Origin of the sequence: Krasilnikovia sp. M28-CT-15 (assembly GCF_047159595.1) — a bacterium.
Classification (GTDB): domain Bacteria; phylum Actinomycetota; class Actinomycetes; order Mycobacteriales; family Micromonosporaceae; genus Actinoplanes.
In genome coordinates this window covers 2167346-2183583 of the sequence record NZ_BAAGAK010000001.1, presented here as the reverse complement: position 1 = coordinate 2183583, position 16238 = coordinate 2167346, and the positions used below count along the sequence as shown (strand labels likewise).

The 16238-nt window shown below is 71.0% G+C and carries 18 protein-coding genes and 1 other RNA gene; 7 read left to right on the top strand and 12 right to left on the bottom strand.

Translation table 11 applies throughout. From position 1 onward, the window contains the following. The first annotated feature begins 1 nt into the window (after position 1). Positions 2–763, top strand: a complete 762-nt coding sequence (locus ACMCNO_RS10415) for a diguanylate cyclase domain-containing protein (protein WP_412749198.1) — start codon at positions 2–4, stop codon at positions 761–763. A 52-nt stretch (positions 764–815) separates the two neighbouring features. Here the strand turns inward: ACMCNO_RS10415 and ACMCNO_RS10410 are convergent, their stop codons facing one another. After that, on the bottom strand, positions 816–1190 hold the full coding sequence (locus ACMCNO_RS10410; RefSeq protein WP_412749197.1) for a VOC family protein: 375 nt from the start codon (positions 1188–1190) through the stop codon (positions 816–818). 383 nt (positions 1191–1573) lie between these two features. Between ACMCNO_RS10410 and focA the strand changes: the two genes are divergently transcribed. Together focA and ACMCNO_RS10400 are read left to right on the top strand one after the other, a co-directional pair. Further along, positions 1574–2422, top strand: a complete 849-nt coding sequence (gene focA, locus ACMCNO_RS10405) for a formate transporter FocA (protein ID WP_412749196.1) — start codon at positions 1574–1576, stop codon at positions 2420–2422. Between the two features lie 659 nt (positions 2423–3081). After that, a complete protein-coding gene (locus tag ACMCNO_RS10400; RefSeq protein ID WP_412749195.1) occupies positions 3082–3456 on the top strand; it encodes a hypothetical protein in 375 nt (124 codons plus the stop codon). A 76-nt stretch (positions 3457–3532) separates the two neighbouring features. Here ACMCNO_RS10400 and rnpB read toward each other — a convergent pair. Continuing rightward, an RNA gene (rnpB, locus tag ACMCNO_RS10395) (RNase P RNA component class A) lies at positions 3533–3943 on the bottom strand. A gap of 70 nt (positions 3944–4013) precedes the next feature. Here rnpB and ACMCNO_RS10390 point away from each other — a divergent pair. Continuing rightward, positions 4014–4781, top strand: coding sequence for a sulfite exporter TauE/SafE family protein (locus ACMCNO_RS10390; RefSeq protein WP_412749194.1), 768 nt, complete (start codon positions 4014–4016; stop codon positions 4779–4781). A 70-nt stretch (positions 4782–4851) separates the two neighbouring features. Here the strand turns inward: ACMCNO_RS10390 and mctP are convergent, their stop codons facing one another. The 8 genes from mctP to ACMCNO_RS10350 all read right to left on the bottom strand — a co-directional run bounded on the left by mctP (position 4852) and on the right by ACMCNO_RS10350 (position 11676). Then, positions 4852–6498, bottom strand: a complete 1647-nt coding sequence (gene mctP, locus ACMCNO_RS10385) for a monocarboxylate uptake permease MctP (RefSeq protein ID WP_412749193.1) — start codon at positions 6496–6498, stop codon at positions 4852–4854. Positions 6499–6502: 4 nt separating this feature from the next. After that, the gene (locus ACMCNO_RS10380) at positions 6503–6742 is read right to left on the bottom strand and encodes a DUF3311 domain-containing protein (RefSeq protein ID WP_412749192.1); all 240 of its coding nucleotides are present in this window, start codon (positions 6740–6742) and stop codon (positions 6503–6505) included. 153 nt (positions 6743–6895) lie between these two features. Next, positions 6896–7102, bottom strand: coding sequence for a glycosyl hydrolase family 18 protein (locus ACMCNO_RS10375; protein ID WP_412753664.1), 207 nt, complete (start codon positions 7100–7102; stop codon positions 6896–6898). Positions 7103–7107: 5 nt separating this feature from the next. Continuing rightward, complete coding sequence (locus ACMCNO_RS10370; protein ID WP_412753663.1) at positions 7108–8247, bottom strand: bifunctional RNase H/acid phosphatase; 1140 nt, start codon at positions 8245–8247, stop codon at positions 7108–7110. 2 nt (positions 8248–8249) lie between these two features. Further along, positions 8250–8984 (bottom strand): zinc ribbon domain-containing protein, encoded by a 735-nt coding sequence (locus tag ACMCNO_RS10365; RefSeq protein ID WP_412749191.1) that lies wholly within the window; start codon positions 8982–8984, stop codon positions 8250–8252. Then, positions 8981–9832: a Nif3-like dinuclear metal center hexameric protein gene (locus ACMCNO_RS10360; RefSeq protein WP_412749190.1), complete on the bottom strand. Its 852-nt coding sequence runs from the start codon at positions 9830–9832 to the stop codon at positions 8981–8983. The genes ACMCNO_RS10365 and ACMCNO_RS10360 overlap by 4 nt, the downstream gene beginning before the upstream one ends. 19 nt (positions 9833–9851) lie before the next feature. After that, positions 9852–10436: a flavoprotein gene (locus tag ACMCNO_RS10355; protein ID WP_412749189.1), complete on the bottom strand. Its 585-nt coding sequence runs from the start codon at positions 10434–10436 to the stop codon at positions 9852–9854. Between the two features lie 13 nt (positions 10437–10449). Next, positions 10450–11676: a helix-turn-helix domain-containing protein gene (locus ACMCNO_RS10350; protein WP_412749188.1), complete on the bottom strand. Its 1227-nt coding sequence runs from the start codon at positions 11674–11676 to the stop codon at positions 10450–10452. A 244-nt stretch (positions 11677–11920) separates the two neighbouring features. On the opposite strand from ACMCNO_RS10350, the gene ACMCNO_RS10345 reads away from it, so the two are divergent. Next, on the top strand, positions 11921–12652 hold the full coding sequence (locus ACMCNO_RS10345) for a bifunctional DNA primase/polymerase (RefSeq protein ID WP_412749187.1): 732 nt from the start codon (positions 11921–11923) through the stop codon (positions 12650–12652). Positions 12653–12861: 209 nt separating this feature from the next. On the opposite strand, the gene ACMCNO_RS10340 is transcribed toward ACMCNO_RS10345, so the two are convergent. Next, on the bottom strand, positions 12862–13731 hold the full coding sequence (locus tag ACMCNO_RS10340) for a hypothetical protein (RefSeq protein ID WP_412749186.1): 870 nt from the start codon (positions 13729–13731) through the stop codon (positions 12862–12864). A gap of 196 nt (positions 13732–13927) precedes the next feature. Here ACMCNO_RS10340 and ACMCNO_RS10335 point away from each other — a divergent pair, with 196 nt between their 5' ends. Both ACMCNO_RS10335 and ACMCNO_RS10330 read left to right on the top strand, forming a co-directional pair. Further along, positions 13928–14431, top strand: a complete 504-nt coding sequence (locus ACMCNO_RS10335; protein ID WP_412749185.1) for a DUF402 domain-containing protein — start codon at positions 13928–13930, stop codon at positions 14429–14431. Further along, complete coding sequence (locus ACMCNO_RS10330; RefSeq protein ID WP_412749184.1) at positions 14428–14928, top strand: DUF402 domain-containing protein; 501 nt, start codon at positions 14428–14430, stop codon at positions 14926–14928. The genes ACMCNO_RS10335 and ACMCNO_RS10330 overlap by 4 nt, the downstream gene beginning before the upstream one ends. 66 nt (positions 14929–14994) lie before the next feature. Here ACMCNO_RS10330 and ACMCNO_RS10325 read toward each other — a convergent pair whose 3' ends face one another. After that, positions 14995–16221 carry an MFS transporter gene (locus tag ACMCNO_RS10325; RefSeq protein ID WP_412749183.1) on the bottom strand — a complete coding sequence of 409 codons (1227 nt, stop codon included), beginning with the start codon at positions 16219–16221 and terminating at the stop codon, positions 14995–14997. Between the last annotated feature and the right edge of the window lie 17 nt (positions 16222–16238).

Sequence of the window (16238 nt, the reverse complement as noted above, 5' to 3'; positions counted from 1 at the left end):
CATGGCCGCGTTCGCCGCCGTCGGCGGGGTCGGCCTGACCCCCTCGTCCGATCTGGTGGTCCAACCCGGCCCGGCACCCCGGGACGACCTGACCTCGGGCCGACTCGCGTTCCTCGGCCTGGCACTCGCCTCCATCCCGGTCGTGGGCGGCCTCCACCAGCTCGTCGACCAACAGGTCGACGGGCTCCTGATGGCCGTCGGGGGCGCGGCCGTCGTTCCGCTGGTGATGCTGCGCGTCGGCCGGCTGTCCGCGCAACGCGCCCGCGCCGAGCGGGCGCTGCTGCACCAGGCCACCCACGACGCGCTCACCGGCCTGCCGAACCGTGTCGAGTTCGTCACCCGACTGACCGCGGCCCTCGCCGACCGCGCCCCCGGACGGCCCACCGTGCTCTTCTGCGACCTCGACGGGTTCAAGGCCGTCAACGACCGGCTCGGGCACGCCGCGGGCGACCGGCTCCTCGTCGAGGTCGCCGCCCGGCTCCAGCGGGCCGTCCGTGACACCGACCTGGTGAGCCGATTCGGCGGGGACGAATTCGTCGTACTCTGCCGCGGCGGCCTGGACGTCATGTCGGCCATTCCCCGCATCACCGACGAGGTCGCCGGACCCATGACGGTCGCGGGCGAGTGGGTACGGGTGGGCACCAGCATCGGAGCCGCCACCGCCGAGCCCGGCGACGATGCGGAGTCGCTGATCAACCGCGCCGACGGCGCGATGTACGAGGCCAAGAAACGCCGCCGCTCCCGCACCGAGGCCCTCACCTGATGGGTGCCTCTGACCGGGCGCCGCGGTGCGGTTGCCCGGCCAGAGACATCTGCTACAGGTACGGGCGGGTGATCAGTTCGATCGCGTGACCCGCGGGGTCCTTGAAGTACACGCCACGGCCCCCGTGCTCGTTGTTGATCTCGCCTGGGCGGCTCATCTGCGGATCGGCCCAGTGTTCGATGCCGCGTTCGCGCAGTCGCGCGTACGCCCTGTCGAACAGGTGGTCGTCGAGGAGGAACGCGTAATGCTGCATCTGGATGTCCACCGGCGGCTCGGCGAACTGGAGCAGCACCCCGTCGGTGAGCTGGATGTTGGTGAACACGCCCCACGACGGCGCTTCCGGCACCTCGAGCAGCTCACGGTAGAACCGGGCCGACTCGTTGCGGTCCTTGGCGGCGATGATGGTGTGGTTGAAACTGACGGACATTCGGCTGACCTCGCTGGTAATCGACATGACGGGACCTGGGGAGCGTGGAGCGCTCGGAGGCCCGCGTGCCGACTCGGTAAGGTGCCGGTGTGGCACCCCCCGACCGATCAGCTGTCCACCGGGTCACCAATCCGTGCGTGGCGGGAAGCCGGTCCGGTGTTCACGGCGGCCAACCTCACCGGACCTCCATATCGGAGTACCAGTTCCTGTCTCCGGAGCAGTACGAGGCGCTGTTCGGCAGCGCCGGCGAGTCCGCAGAGGGTCAGGCTGGAACCGATCCCCGCGAGTCAGCCAATCCGGCCCGCGAGGCTCCCGGCACGCCCTAACCTACGAACGTGCCCGGGCCCGCCAGATCAGAGCCATTCATGCTCAGCCCTGCGCAAATGGCCAAGGCAGCCGAGGACGCCGCCTACGCCAAGGCGACCGGCAAGCCGGTGAAATCCTTCCTGCTCGGCCTCACCGCCGGGGGGTACATCGCGCTGGGATTCGTCTTCTTCGTTACCAGCCAGGTCGGGGCGTCCAGCCTGGCCTGGTCGGGCGGAGCCCGCATCCTGGGCGGCATCGTGTTCGCCACCGGACTGGTGCTCGTCGTGCTGACCGGCGCGGAGTTGTTCACGTCCTCGACGCTGACGCTGACCGCGCGGGCCAGCGGACGCATCACCTGGGGCCAGCTGCTCGGCAACTGGGGCGTCGTGTACGTCGCGAACTTCCTCGGCGCGCTGACCATGGTCGCCCTCGTCTACCTCGCCGGCACCTGGCACAACGCGCACGGCGGCTGGGGCGCGGTGGTGCTCAACACCGCGCTGGCCAAGCTCCAGCACGGCTTCCTTCAGGCCTTCACCCTCGGCGTGCTGTGCAACCTCCTGGTATGCCTCGCCGTCTGGGCCGCCTACTCCGGCCGCACCACCACCGACAAGATCCTCGCCGTCACGATGCCCATCGCCCTCTTCGTGGCCGCGGGCTTCGAGCACTCCGTGGCCAACATGTTCATGGTGCCCCTCGCCCTGCTGATCAAGGACACGGCGGGTGCCGACTTCTGGCACGAGGCCGGGCTCAACCGGGCGGACTACGCGGACCTGAGCTGGCCCAACTTCCTGCTGGACAACCTGGCACCGGTCACCCTGGGAAACATCGTCGGCGGCGGCGTCATGATCGGCATCCTCTACTGGACGATCTTCCAATACGTCGAAGGACCGCCGAAGCAGCCGCCGGGGACCGAACAGCATCGATGAGATAGCCCGCTGCCATCCCGACGATCCACCATGGCCTTCGCAATGCCCACGTGGCCGCGGCCGTAAGGGTGCCCACCACCGCCGCCGACCCCCGGCAGCGTTACAGCGGCCATCTGACTCTCGTGGGTGCAGATGTCATGCCCGGTAGGGGAATCGCATCCGGTGGCGGCCAGGGGAAACCCTGGAAGGCGACGACCGCCGTCCCTTCGGTCATCGGCCGCACGCGCCGGTCGGCATTCTGAAGTGCCGATGAGCGCCGTCCATGCAGGCGTCGTGACAACGCACCTTGACCACAACCAAAGTTGATGTTTGCACGTCGGCGCCCCGGCCCCGTGTGGATGGCACCAACCTGCCGCAATCCACGCTCTCACTGAGCGCCCCCGCCACCTACCCCGCAGCCGAGGAGGGAAAGCGGCCTGTCTGTGCGCCTCCCACAGCGCGGCGGCGGCGCTACGGTCATCACTCATCAGCTGGACCGTACGATCAATCGTGGTCACCAGTGCGTGGGACCTCTGGCAGGCATCGCCGGGACTTCTGGCGGCAGTCACAGTGCCCACCGGCCCGTTCGCCGTCCGAGCCATCGCCACACCCCGACGCCTGCCGATCGTGAGGAAAGCCGAGCGACGGTCGCCGGGCTTGCACGGACAGGAACCTCCCCCATGAAGACACGTAAGCCGATCATCGTCGCGCTGTTACTCGCCCCGTTGGTGGCACTCACCGGCTGCACCGAGGTCCCGAAGTCGAAGCAGACGCTCAAGAGGCACACGATCACGTACAAGGTCAGCCACAGCATGACGGGCACGTCGATCGAGGTGGAGTACGGCTACCAGGCAAAGGGTGGCAAGGAGCGCAAGTTCGAGTCCGGCACCGAGAGCCGGTTGTGGCACAAGAAGCTCAAGACGAAGAAGCAGCGGATCGAGTACGTCGGCTTGGATGTGACCTCGGACGACGTTGACGACCGGGTCACCTGCCAGATCATCTTCGATGGCAAGAGCTTGGTCCGGAAGACCGCCACGTACTACGTCTCCTGTTAGGCCGCGCACCGCCCAATATTCGGTCCAGACTGACACCCGGTTGATCTAGCGTTTCCGCAGGTCAGAGCATGGGCGACGGACGAGTCGGCCTGTACGCCGGATTCTGTCTCCGGTGACCTCGCGGTCACCGGCGGCGGTCATCCATCTCGGCCTGCCGTTGCCGACAGGCTCATGCGGCCTACCCGCAGGCTCGGGCGAGCAGCCCTCGAACGCCTGCGCCGGCCACCGCCTCGCGGCCATGGCCTTGCTTGGCCTTGCTCCGGGTGGGGTTTACCGAGCCACCCCGGTCACCCGGGGTGCTGGTGGGCTCTTACCCCACCGTTTCACCCTTACCAGCGCGTGCCGCAGCACGGCCGGCGGTCTGTTTTCTGTGGCACTGTCCCGCGGGTCACCCCGGGTTGCCGTTAACAACCACCCTGCTCTGCGGAGTCCGGACGTTCCTCGGCGGCACCCGTGAGAGCACCGACGCGACCGCCCAGCCGACTCGTCCGTCGCCCGGCCATGGTAGCCGGGCCGCGATCCGGGCGCGGGCGGTGGCCCGTACATTCGGACGGGTCATGGATCTCGCACATGTTCTCCTGCTCATCATTGCCGGCCTGGCCGCGGGAATGGTGAACGCGATCGCCGGGGGCGGTTCGCTGATCACCTTCCCGAGCCTGCTGGCGGCGGGCCTGCCGCCGGTGGCGGCCAACGTGACGAACTCGGTCGCCGTCTGCCCGGGGTACGTCTCCAGCGTGGTGGGCAGCCGCGCTGACCTGGCCGGTCAGGGGCACCGGCTGCGGGTGCTGGTGCCGACCTGCCTGCTCGGCGCGGCGGCCGGGTGCGCGCTGCTGCTGGCGACCCCGGCGCGGGCGTTCGAGCTGGTGGTGCCGTTCCTGGTGCTGGGCGCGGCCGCGACCCTGGCCTTCCAGTCTCGGCTGCGGGCGCTGGTGGGGCACCCGCGGGCGCTGTCGCGGCGCCGCCGGGCGGTCACGTTGCAGGTGGTCGTGTTCGCCGGTTCGGTGTACGGCGGCTACTTCGGTGCCGCGCTGGGGGTGATGCTGGTGGCGGCGCTGGCCCTGGTGCTGGACGAAACCCTGAACCGGATCAACGCGCTCAAGAACGTGCTGTCGGCCTCGATCGGCCTGGTCACGATCGTGGTCTTCGCGATCTTCGGCCCGGTGCACTGGGGTGCGGCGCTCACGGTCGCGCCCGCCACGATCATCGGCGGGTACGCGGGTGCCCGGCTCGCCCGCCGCCTCCCGGCCGCGGTGCTCCGGGTCGTGATCGTGTCGTTCGGTACCGCGATCGGCCTGTACCTGCTGGTCCGGGCGTTCGCGAACTAGCAGCAGCGTAATAGCGCAGACAGGGGCGAGCGCCGCGCCCCCGTGGTCGCGGCGCTCGCCAGGGAACGGGTCAGGTCGATGAGCCAACGGCCTCCGGTGTGACCCGGGTCTTCTCGAGGCGAGGATCTCCCTCGTCGGCGAAGTAGTCGTCGGCGACGGTGCCGTCCGCCCCGTCCGGTGTGTTGGTGGCCCGCAGGATCAGCGTGGCCACGACCGCGACGAGCAGGTTGACGAGCACCGCCACGAGTCCGACGTAGATCGTCCGCTTGGTGTCGAAGCCGAACTCGGACAGGGGGAACGCGGAGCCGCCGAAGTGCCGGCGGCCGGTGGCGGCGTTCGGGATCTGGTACAGCATCCACATGCCCAGGCCCATGCCGGTGACCCAGCCGGCGATCAGGCCGCCGCGGTGGAACCACCGGGTGTAGAGGCCGAGCGCGACCGCCGGCAAGGTCTGCAGGATGATGACGCCGCCGATGAGCTGCAGGTCGATGGAGAACTGCGGGTCGAGGAAGAGGATGAACGCGACCGCGCCGATCTTCACCACCAGCGAGGTGATCTTCGAGACGTGCGCCTCCTGCGCCGGGGTGGCGTCGGGGCGCAGATACTCCTTGTAGATGTTGCGGGTGAACAGGTTCGCCGCGGCGATGGACATGATCGCGGCGGGCACGAGCGCGCCGATGCCGATGGCGGCGAACGCGACCCCGGCGAACCACGCCGGGAACTGCTGGTCGAACAGCAGCGGCACGACGGTGTTGCTGTCCACCGTGCCCGCCCGGGAGCCGGGCAGCGGTTTCACCCCGGCGGAGATGGCCATGTAGCCGAGCAGCGCGATCAGCCCCAACAGCAGGCTGTACGCGGGCAGCGCGGACATGTTGCGCTTGATGACGGTGCGGTTGCGGCTGGCCAGTACGCCGGTGATGCTGTGCGGGTAGAGGAACAGCGCGAGCGCGGAGCCCAGCGCCAGGGTCACGTACTGAAGCTGGTTGTTGGCGTTGAGCAGGATGCCGTCGTTCGGCGCCGGGGATGCGGTGAACTTGGCGTCGGCCGCGTCGAAGATGTGCCCCCACCCGCCGAGCTTGTACGGCAGGTACAGCACCGCCACCAGGATCACGATGTAGATCAGCGTGTCCTTGACGAACGCGATCAGCGCGGGCGCGCGCAGCCCGGACTGGTACGTGTACGCGGCCAGGATCGCGAACGCCACGATGATCGGCGCGTGCCGGGCGAGCCACCCCTCACCGGTCACCCCCATGGCCTTGAGCACCGCCTCGATGCCGACGAGCTGCAACGCGATGTACGGCATCGTGGCGACGATCCCGGTGATCGCCACGAGCAGGGCGAGGGTCGGCGAGCCGAACCGGGTGCGGACGAAGTCGGCCGGGGTGACGAACCCGTGCCGGTGCGACACCGACCAGAGCCGGATCAGCACCAGGAAGACCATCGGGTAGATGATCACCGTGTACGGCACGGCGAAGAAGCCCGCGGCCCCCGCGCCGAAGATCAGCGCCGGCACCGCCACGAACGTGTACGCGGTGTACAGGTCGCCGCCGATGAGGAACCAGGTGATCCAGGCGCCGAAGCTGCGCCCGCCCAGTCCCCACTCGTCGAGGTGCAGCATGTCCTGCGGCGCCCGCCACCGCGCCGCCACGAACCCCATGCCGCTGACGAGCAGGAACAGGACCGTGAAGATCACGATCTCGGTGATGTGGTCGTGCATGCCGTCACTTCCGCTTCGTCATCTGGTACACGACCGTGGTGGTCGCGACGCCGACGAGGATGAAGGAGAGCTGTATCCAGTAGAACGCCGGGAAGCCCCACAGGCGGGGCGCGTCCCGGTTGTACAGCGCGGTGATCAGGGGCAGCACGATCGGGATGAGCAGCAGCCAGTTCCACGGGCTGTGATCGGTGCGCCGGGCGGGCCCCGCCTCGGCGGCGGGTGCGGGCTCAGCGGGCTCGGCCATGAGCCGTACCTCCTCATCGGAGTGCGGGGTGACCGCACGTCACGGTCTCCACTCAGGAGGTTAACGATCGGCGGTGCGCAGCCCGATCACCGTGCGCCAAACGGCCGGCGTGGTGCGCCGAGCGGCACCCCACGCCGGCCGTGGATCGTCCGGTCAGGACCGCCCCGGCCACCCGAGCCCGGCCGCTACGGTCCTGGTCAGCGACGCGTGGGCGTCGTCGCCGTCGAGCGACCACATCATCGCGCCGCCGAGCCCTGCGCCCCGGATGTACGCGGTCTTCTGCAGGACCTGAGCAGGGTCGTCGTACGTCCAGAAGGTGGTGCCGTCGAAGAGCCAGGAGTTGCCGGCCCGCCAGTCAATACACGTCAGCGCAGGTGAGCGGTCTCGTTGACCGACCGTACCGCGATGCCGCCGTCGGGCCAGGTGTCCACGACGGAGACCCCGGCCGGGTCCAGGAACAGGCGGTGCAGGAACGCGTCGCCCGCGGCCAGCGCGTCACGCAGGATCAGCTTGATCGGCGAGACGTGCGAGACCACCACGACCGTCGCCGACGGGTACGTCTGCAGCAGCGTCGCCACCGCCCCGCGTACCCGCTTGGCCACCGCCTGGAACGACTCCCCGCCCGGCGGGGCGACGCTCGTCGACTTCAGCCAGGCCGCCAGCTCACCCGGCCAGCGCTGCTGCACCTCGGCGAAGGTCAGCCCCTCCCACTGCCCGAAGTCACACTCGATCAGCTCCGGCAGCGCGTTCACGGTGACCCCGCCCAGCTCGGCGGCGATCAGCTCCGCGGTGCGCACACACCGGGCCAGCGGCGAACAGACGACCGCGGTCACGTCCCGGGCGATGCCCGCCACCCGGGCGCCCGCGGCCATGGCCTGGGCCTCGCCCTCGTCGGTCAACGGCACGTCGCCCCGGCCCGAGTACTTGCCCTGGGCGGTCAGCGGGGTCTCGCCGTGGCGCACCAGGATCAGCCGGGTCGCGTCCTCCAGCGACGGCGGCGCCCACGACGCGGTCGCGACGGTGCCCTCCCCCTCGCGATCGGACACCGACCCGACCTCGCGGACCGACCCGACGTCGGGGACCGGCTTGCCCGCCGCCTCGTCCATGGCCCGGTTGGCCAGCGCGTCCGCGGCGCGGTTGCGCTCGCGCGGAATCCACTCGAAGCTGACCTCGGCGAACCGGCTCACCAGCCCGGCCGCCTCGGCGGCCAGCGGGCGCAGACCCGGGTTCTTGATCTGCCACCGCCCGGACATCTGCTCGACGACCAGCTTCGAGTCCATCCGTACGGCGACGTGCGTGGCGCCCAGCTCAGCGGCGGCGCGCAGCCCGGCGATCAGACCGGAGTATTCGGCCACGTTGTTCGTGGCGATGCCCAGCGCACCGGAGCGCTCCAGCAGGATCTCGTCGGTGGCGGTCTCGCGTACCACGGCGCCGAACCCGGCCGGGCCGGGATTGCCCCGCGCGCCGCCGTCCGCCTCGACGACGACCCGCAGCTCCCGCGTCACCGTCACAGGCCGGACTCCGCGGTGCGGACCATGATGCGTCGGCATTCCTCGCACCGCACCACCTCGTCGGCGGGGGCGGCCTTCACCCGGGCCAGGTCGGCGCCGTACAGCTCGATGCGGCAGCCGCCGCACCGGCCGGACCGGAAGAGCGCGGCGCCCAGGCCGGAGTCCTCGCGGATCTTGTCGTACAGCGACAGCAGGTCCGGGGGCAGGTCGGCCGCCAGCGGACCGCGGGCCGACGACTTGAACTCCTGCTCCTTGGCGATATCCGCGTACGCCTCGTCACGGCGCCGTTCGGCGGCGCCCCGGCGCTGCCCGGCCTCGGCCAGCCGCTGCAGCACCCCGTTCAGGGTCTGCTCGGCGGCCTCGCGCTGCTCCATCAGCTCCAGCTCGGCGTCCTCCAGCTCGGACTGGCGCCGGTTGAGCGTGGCCAGCTCGTGCTGCAGGCCCTCGATCTCGCGCATCGCCGCGCCCGCGTCGAGCCGCTGCTGGTCCCGGTCCTTGCGCACCCGGACCTGCTCGATGTCCTTCTCGTACCGGGAGATGTCGCGGTCCAGGTCATCGACCGCGACCTGGGCGCGGACCCGCTCGTCCTCCAGCGCGGACAACTCCCGGGCGACCGTGTCGATCTCGGCCAGCTCCGGCAGCGTCCGCTTGCGGTGGGCGAGTTGGGCCAGGGACGTGTCGATGGCTTGCAGGTCGAGCAGACGGCGCTGGGCTTCCGGGGCGGCCTTCACGTACGGGACTCCTTCAACGTTCGGCTGACCGCGTGGACGGTCCAGGGGTCGGTGTCGAGGTCGGACACGAGGGTGTCGACGCCGAGGTCGGTGCGCAGCCAGGCGGCCAGCTCGTCGAGCCACGGCCGTTCGCTCGCCCAGTGGGCGACGTCGAGCAGTGCGGGCCCGCCCTCGGCGAGGTGCTCGCTGGCGGGATGGTGGCGCAGGTCGGCGCAGAGGTACGCGTCGACGCCCGCGGCGGTGGCGGCGCCCAGGAACCCGTCGCCCGCCCCGCCACACACCGCGACCGTACGGATCAGGCGCTCCGGGTCTCCGGCGGCGCGGACCCCGGCGGCGGTCGGCGGCAGGCGGCGCGCCGCGAGGTCCGCGAAGCGCCCGAGGGTGACCGGCTCGGCCAGCTCGCCCACCCGGCCGATGCCCCGGCCCGCACCCGCGGCGGCACCCTCGGCAGGCACCAGCGGGCGCAGCGTGGTCAGGTCGAGCCGGGCGGCCAGGGCGTCCGAGACGCCCGGATTCGCCACATCGGCGTTGGTGTGCGCCACGTACAGGGCCACATCGGCCTTGATCAGCCGGTGCACGATGCGGCCCTTGTACGTGTCCGGGGCGACCGAGGACACACCCCGCAGCAGCAACGGGTGGTGCGCCACGATCAGGTCGGCCCCCGCGTCGACGGCCTGCTCGACCGTCTCGGGTACGCAGTCGACCACGCACAGCACCCGGCGCACCGGGGCGTCGAACTCGCCCAGCACGAGCCCGACCCGGTCCCACTGCTCGGCCCAGGCACGCGGGTACCGCCCGTCGAGGGCGGCCACCACCTCCCGGACGGTGGGTACAGGGTCGGTCGTCACGGGCGCTAACTCTATCTGGCTACGACAGCGCCCCCGGTTCGACTCGGCTGTCGCTGGCGAACGGGTTGCTGACCGCCTGCAACGCGCGCCGCCACGGGAACTGGCCGCGGAACCGGTCGGTCTGGCCCGGGCCGCCCAGGCGCATCACGTCGTCGCCGTACAGCACGCGGACACCCCAGTCACGCAGCTTGGCGAGGCTCTCGTGCAGCGCCGGGTGCAGGGCCATGACCTTGTTCGTGTACGGCACCACGACGGTGGGCACGCCGAAGCCGTAGCCCTCCACGAGCAGGCCCAGCACCAGGGTGTCCGTGATGCCGGCCGCCCACTTGTTGACCGTGTTGACGGTCGCCGGTGCGACGATCATGGCGTCCGCGGGCGGGAGCACGTCGTGGTCTCCGGGGTTCTTGTAGTAGGTACGTACCGGATGTCCGGTCTGCGCCTGCAGTGCTCCCACGTCGACGAACTTGCGCCCGTCGGGCGTGGTGATCACACACACCTCCCAGCCGTCACGCTGGGCGAGGTCGACGAGGACGCCCACGTCGCGGGCGATGGGTGAGCCGCACACCAGCACGTACAGCACCCCGGACGAGGATTCCCCGATCACCGAGAGACCCACCTCATACGCCGACTCCCATCTGTTCGGCCAGCTCCGCGATGGATGCCGGCGGGGTGCCCCGGGTGCGCCGGAGCACGTCCGAAAGAACCTCGTGCGCCAGCGGACGGCACCGGATCTCGGACGGCGCCAGGCGGTCCCCCTCCAGCAACATCTCACTGGCCTTCTCGACGTCGCCGATCTGCGTGTAGCCGCGGGCGATGTCGAGGTAGTGATGCGCCCGCCGCTCCGGCAGCATCGCGGCGAACGACTCCATGTCGAGCCGCTCGTGCGTCTCGACGGCCTTGCCGCCCTCGCCCAGCTCCACCGCGGCCGCGGCCCGGTGCAACTCCACATTGGTCGGGCCGAAGCACGTCCAGTAGTGGTTGTAGTCGCCGCCGAGCTTGTTCGCCGCCGCCTCCGCGCCGCTGACCAGGTCACGGACGGTGGCGTGGTCACCGATCCGGGCGGCGGCCATCGCGCCGGTGAGCAGCAGCAACCCGTACACCGACAGGCGTTCCGGGGTCGACGTCTCCGGCGTGGGCGCCAGCCGGTTGGCGATGTTGACGTTCACCTCCAGCGCGGAACGCACCCGGCCCAGCGACAGCAACGCCATCCCGACCCGGTGGCTGGCCATGCCCGCCAGCAACTGGTCACCGGCGCGCTGCGAGACCGCGATGGAGCGGTCCGCGGCCAGCCAGGACAGTTCGTGCTCGCCGACCTTGCGCAGCGCGGACGACGCGATCTGGTACACCTGCCCGAGCAGGTGCGCGGCGTCGCGGGCGTCCGGCCCGGTCGCGTACGCGCTGTCCGCGGCCTGCGCGTCGCGCAGCAGCTGCGGCAGCTTGCGGGCCAGCACCCCGTACTTGGCGTGCTGGTAGGTCAGCCAGGCGTGGCTGACCGCCTTGCGCATCTCCGACAACGGCGGCGAATGCGGCACCGCCTGGAAGAACGCGCTCATCTGGTCGTAGCGCTCCAGCGCCGCGCGGATCTGTTCGACCTCGACCTGGTCGATGCAGTTCTGTGTCTCGGGACGCCGCTCCACGTCCTTGCCCAGCAACAGCTGAACGTCCACTTGGAGCACGTCGGCGATCTCATATACGACCGAGAACTTGTCGAGTCGGCGGACCCCCCGCTCCACCTTGTCGACCCAGCTCTTGGACTTGCCCAACCGGTCCGCGAAGACCTGCTGGGACATCTTGCGTCGGCCGCGCCAATAGGCGACGCGGCGGCCGATCGGCAGCTCGTCCACGGTGCCTCCCCAACTCATCCGGCGACCCCTGCCGGTGAGCAACCGGTGTGTCGTCTGCAGTCTTAATCCCGTGCCCCCGTGCTGGTCGCACAGGGTGTGTGATCGCCTGCCCACCGCTGCTCGTAGTTTCTCATGCAACTTGCAATGGGTGAATCTGCTCGAACCAACGATGCGTGTCGCGCTTGGTGACGGGCCCTCCGCCTGCTATAGCGGCGGCGAGTCGGAGAATCGGGGTTTTCGAACCATGCAGTGGAAAACGCGGCACCCAGTCGTCCCGGTACGCCTCGCCGAGCGACTCGGCGTGGAACGTCTGCGGCTGCGGCGCGCCGCCCGGCGCTACGCCGCACACGGCTGGGCGGTGACGCCCGGCGCCTGCCTGACCGGCGACCGCTACTCCTGCGGCCGGGCGGGCTGCCCGATCATGGGATGCCATCCCGCGCTGGAGTCCTGGGAGGACGACGCCAGCACGGACCGGGCGCGGGTGAGCGACTGGTGGCGACACCGGCCGTACACCGTGCTGCTGGCGACCGGCGTGAGCTTCGACGTCGTCGATGTGCCCGCGGCTCTCGGGCTGCGCGCGCTCGGCGCGGCACGGCTGCACGCGGGCGTGCTCGGCCTCGACCACGCCGACGGTCGCGGCCCGGTCGCGGTCACCCCGGCGGGCCGCTGGATGTTCTTCGTCCGGCCGGGCACCCCGCTGCGCCCGGAACTGGACGCCTGCCTCGACATCGTGCGCCACGGCCGGGGGTCGTGGGTGCCCGCGGCGCCGAGCCGGACACCGGAGGGCGCCGTCCACTGGGCGGTCACCCCCGACGAGGTCCACTGGCGACTGCCCGCCGCGGGCGCCGTGCAGACCATGCTGTGCGACGCGCTGACGGCACTCAGGCGCCGGGCCGACCCGGCGCGTCCGGCGCACGGATCCGGGCAGATCCTGACCGTGCCGCGGCAGTTGTCCACGTCGCGCCGGGCGGGATGACCACTCCCGCGCACTCCTGCGCGGCCCGCTGCCCACCCGGTCGCCTGGGTGGACGGCGGACGGTGCGCGGGCATGAGCGGGGGCACACATGACGAACTCAACGTAGCGACATCCCCGAGCAGGGTCGAGTCACTCGATGGAATGAAACAACTTCACCGAATTGGACAGTGGCGCGTGGCGCTGTCGGGTGTTCTTGATGCGGCCCGGGATCAGACCCAGGTGGCCAGCTCGCGGTACGCCTCGACGACCGCCGCCGTACGCTCGGCCAGCTCCGGCCCGGCCTCGGACGGCCCGGTCGCGCCGCCCACCGCGGCCAACCGGCTGATCGCCGCCTCGGCGTCGCGGGCGGTCCGCCCGACCCGCTGCTCGTCCAGCAGGGTCTCCCCCGTGTGCGCGGCGGCGGCGATGCTGCGCAGCATCCGGTTGGCGGTCAGCCCGGTCTCCTGCCACAGCTGCTCCACCCGGGCCCGCTGCGCGGCCAGCGCCTCCGCGGCCGGGCTGCCGTGCGGCAACTCCGTACGCGCGGCCTCGATGAGTTCGTCGCGCAGGGCCCGGATCTGCTGGCGGCGCGCCAGCAGGGCGGCCAGCTGTTCGAGGCCCCGAGCGAGCGTGCGGTCGGCCTCCACCGGGTCGATCAGTTCGCGCAGTTCGGGCCAGGTCCGCCGGATCCGGTGCGACACGGCGACGGCCCGCTCGAACGCGATCCGCTCCTCCCGCGCCTGCAGCACGTGGGCGTGCTCTCCCCGGGGCGTCGCGAGCACGCCGGGACGGGCGGCCCGGGCCTGTACCCAGCCGACCGACACCAGCAGCGCGAGCGCGCCGAGGGCGGGCAACTGCCAGGCGATCCCGACCGCGTTGAGGACGACACAGACGACCAGCAGAGCGAGCCCGAGCTGCCAGAGGACCGCGACGCGGCTCTCCCGGCTGCGGCCGCTCGGCGCCGCCGGCACGACCTCGCTCACCGATCCGTGCTGGGTACGGTGGGCCCGGCCGGTGCGCATGCGCAGCCGCTGCGGCGACACGACGACCTTCTCGGCGTCTATCCCGATGTGCAACTCCGCGGCAACCTGAGCGCTCACGTGTGGCCCCCTCTTGACCTTGGGCGGACCCGGACGCCGAGGGGGTACGACCGGGCCCGCCCGCCTGCGGCTCGCACCGCTGGCACCAGACGAATCGGGAACGCGGGTGACCATCTGAGGCCCGGCCGGGGTGCATCCCGGGTGCGAGCCTCGCCGGCCCCCGGCTCGCATCGACTCCGGCCGCTAGGCTGCCCGCATGGACGGGGTGGATGTGGTGCTGCGCAAATACGACGGCCGCCCGCACCGGCGGGTCACCACGATCCACCTGGGCGAGGACCGGCACGGCACCTGGCTGGGCACCCGGGCCGGCACGATCGTGCACTACAGCTACGGCGACAAGGCACCGGCCCCGACCCAGCAGCACGCCGTCCGGCTCGTCCCGCACGACCGGTGGTGGTGTGCGGTGTTCTTCGCGGCGCCCAGCCGCCGCGACGTGTACTGCGACATCACCGCCCCGGCGCGCTGGAACGGCCCGTCCGAGGTGACCCTCATCGACCTGGACCTGGATCTCGTCCGGTACCGCGACGGCACGGTCGAACTGGACGACGCGGACGAGTTCGTCACGAACGCCGCCGCGTTCGGCTACCCCGCCGAGGTGGTGGCGCAGGCGCAGGCGGCCGCGACCAGGCTGCAGGCCGACCTGACCGACGGGACGGAACCCTTCGGCACGGACTATCAGGCCTGGCTGGGCAAGCTGTGACCGAGGTCGAAGTCTGCTTCCACAAGTACGACGGCCGCCCGCACCGGCGGACGGTCGAGCGCCTACTCGGCGAGGACGAGTACGGCCACTGGCTCGGCAAGCCGGCGGGCGGGCTGGTGCACTACCTCAACTCGGGTGATGCCGTGCCCGCCACGACGCCGACGGTCCGGCTCATCCCCCGCGACCAGTGGTGGACGGCAGTGTTCTTTCCCGAGCCGCGACCTCACGAGCTCTACGTCGACGTCGCCACGCCCGCGCAGTGGACCGGTACCGCGGCGGTGACGTTCGTCGACCTGGACCTCGACGTCCTGAAGTGGCGCGACGGCCGCGTCGACCTCCTGGACGAGGACGAGTTCGCGGTGCACCGCGACCGGTACGGCTATCCGCCGGAGGTGGTCGCCGGGGCGGTCGACGCCGCCCACCGGCTGCACCGCGAGATCACCGCCGGGACGGAACCGTTCGCCATTCATTACCGCGAGTGGCTCAGCCGCGTCTGACCCGCAGCACCGGCGGATCATGCCGAGTTCCGGTGTGGAGCTGACCCGGAGTCTCACGTCATCGCCTCAGACTGTCCGCTCCGGTACGGGCTGCATGGCCCGGATGCCGCGGCTGACCGTGGCGGCGACCGCGGCCCCCGCGACCGTCAGCGAGAACACGATGACGGCGACCACGCTGCCCCAGCCCGCGATCAGCACCCCCGCCAGCAGTGGTGCCGCCGCGGACGCGAAGCTGGTGGCGAAGAAGATCACGCTGATCACGCGGCCTTGGAGGCGGTCTGGGGTGATGGCGGCTTGGTGGCCGAAGAGCGCGGCGTTGCAGGCGGGGCCGAGGAAGACGGCGAGTGCGACCGGGATGGCGGCGGCGACGCTGGTGGTCAGTAGGGCGCAGGTGGACATCAGGGCGGCGGCGAACCAGCAGATGCCGCGGATCAGTACGGGTAGCCGCATGCGTCGTTGCAGGGCCGGTGCGGCGAACGCGCCGAGGAGGCCGCCCACGGCGACGACGGTTTGGACTGAGCCGATCAGTGCGGGTGCGACTCCGTGGCGTTGCAGGGTGACGATGATGGTGAAGATGATCGCGTCGATGGCGAGGTTGAGTGGGGCGGCGATGAGCAGGATGGCGCGCAGGAACGGGTTGGCGTAGACGAACCGTAGTCCTTCGGCCATGGCGGCGGCGTGGCCGCCGCGGGTGGGGTCGCGGGCTTCCTGGAGTGGTTTGCGTAGTAGCAGGACTCCGCCGAGGGAGGCGAGGTGGGCGAGGGTGTTGCAGAGGAACGGCAGGGCGCGGCCGATGCCGAACAGCAGGCCGCCCAGTGGTGGCCCGGCCAGTGAGGTGGCGTAGGTGCGGGCTTCGTTGCGGGCGATCGCGGCGGGCAGTTGGGTGGCGGGTACGAGGTTGCGCAGTGCGGACTGTTCGGCGGTGCGGAAGATCGATGAGCTGGTGGTGCCGATCACGGCGACGATCACGACCAGGGCGAGCGGTGTGGCGCCGCGCAGCACGGCGATGCCGAGGATGAGGAAGGCCAGCACGCTGACGGCGTCGCAGACCAGCATCGCGCGGCGGCGGTCGATGCGGTCGACCAGTACCCCGGCGGGTAGGCGGCAGGCCAGCGCGGCGACCAGGCCGATCGTGCCGACCAGCCCGGCCTGGACCGGTGAGTGGGTCAGGGACAGGACCAGCAACGGTACGGCGAGGGCGGAGGTCGCGGAGCCCAGGTCCGATAACGACTGACTGACCCAGAGAAGGGTGAATTCCCGGTTGCGCCACAGATTCTGCGGTGCGTCCGTCATGTCTCGACTCTCCCGGC

Coding starts and splice junctions, on each gene's coding strand:
- ACMCNO_RS10415 (WP_412749198.1), top strand. CDS start 2: ATGGCCGCGTTCGCCGCCGTCGGCGGGGTCGGCCTGACCCCCTCGTCC.
- ACMCNO_RS10410 (WP_412749197.1), bottom strand. CDS start 1,190: ATGTCCGTCAGTTTCAACCACACCATCATCGCCGCCAAGGACCGCAAC.
- focA (WP_412749196.1), top strand. CDS start 1,574: ATGGCCAAGGCAGCCGAGGACGCCGCCTACGCCAAGGCGACCGGCAAG.
- ACMCNO_RS10400 (WP_412749195.1), top strand. CDS start 3,082: ATGAAGACACGTAAGCCGATCATCGTCGCGCTGTTACTCGCCCCGTTG.
- ACMCNO_RS10390 (WP_412749194.1), top strand. CDS start 4,014: ATGGATCTCGCACATGTTCTCCTGCTCATCATTGCCGGCCTGGCCGCG.
- mctP (WP_412749193.1), bottom strand. CDS start 6,498: ATGCACGACCACATCACCGAGATCGTGATCTTCACGGTCCTGTTCCTG.
- ACMCNO_RS10380 (WP_412749192.1), bottom strand. CDS start 6,742: ATGGCCGAGCCCGCTGAGCCCGCACCCGCCGCCGAGGCGGGGCCCGCC.
- ACMCNO_RS10345 (WP_412749187.1), top strand. CDS start 11,921: ATGCAGTGGAAAACGCGGCACCCAGTCGTCCCGGTACGCCTCGCCGAG.
- ACMCNO_RS10335 (WP_412749185.1), top strand. CDS start 13,928: ATGGACGGGGTGGATGTGGTGCTGCGCAAATACGACGGCCGCCCGCAC.
- ACMCNO_RS10325 (WP_412749183.1), bottom strand. CDS start 16,221: ATGACGGACGCACCGCAGAATCTGTGGCGCAACCGGGAATTCACCCTT.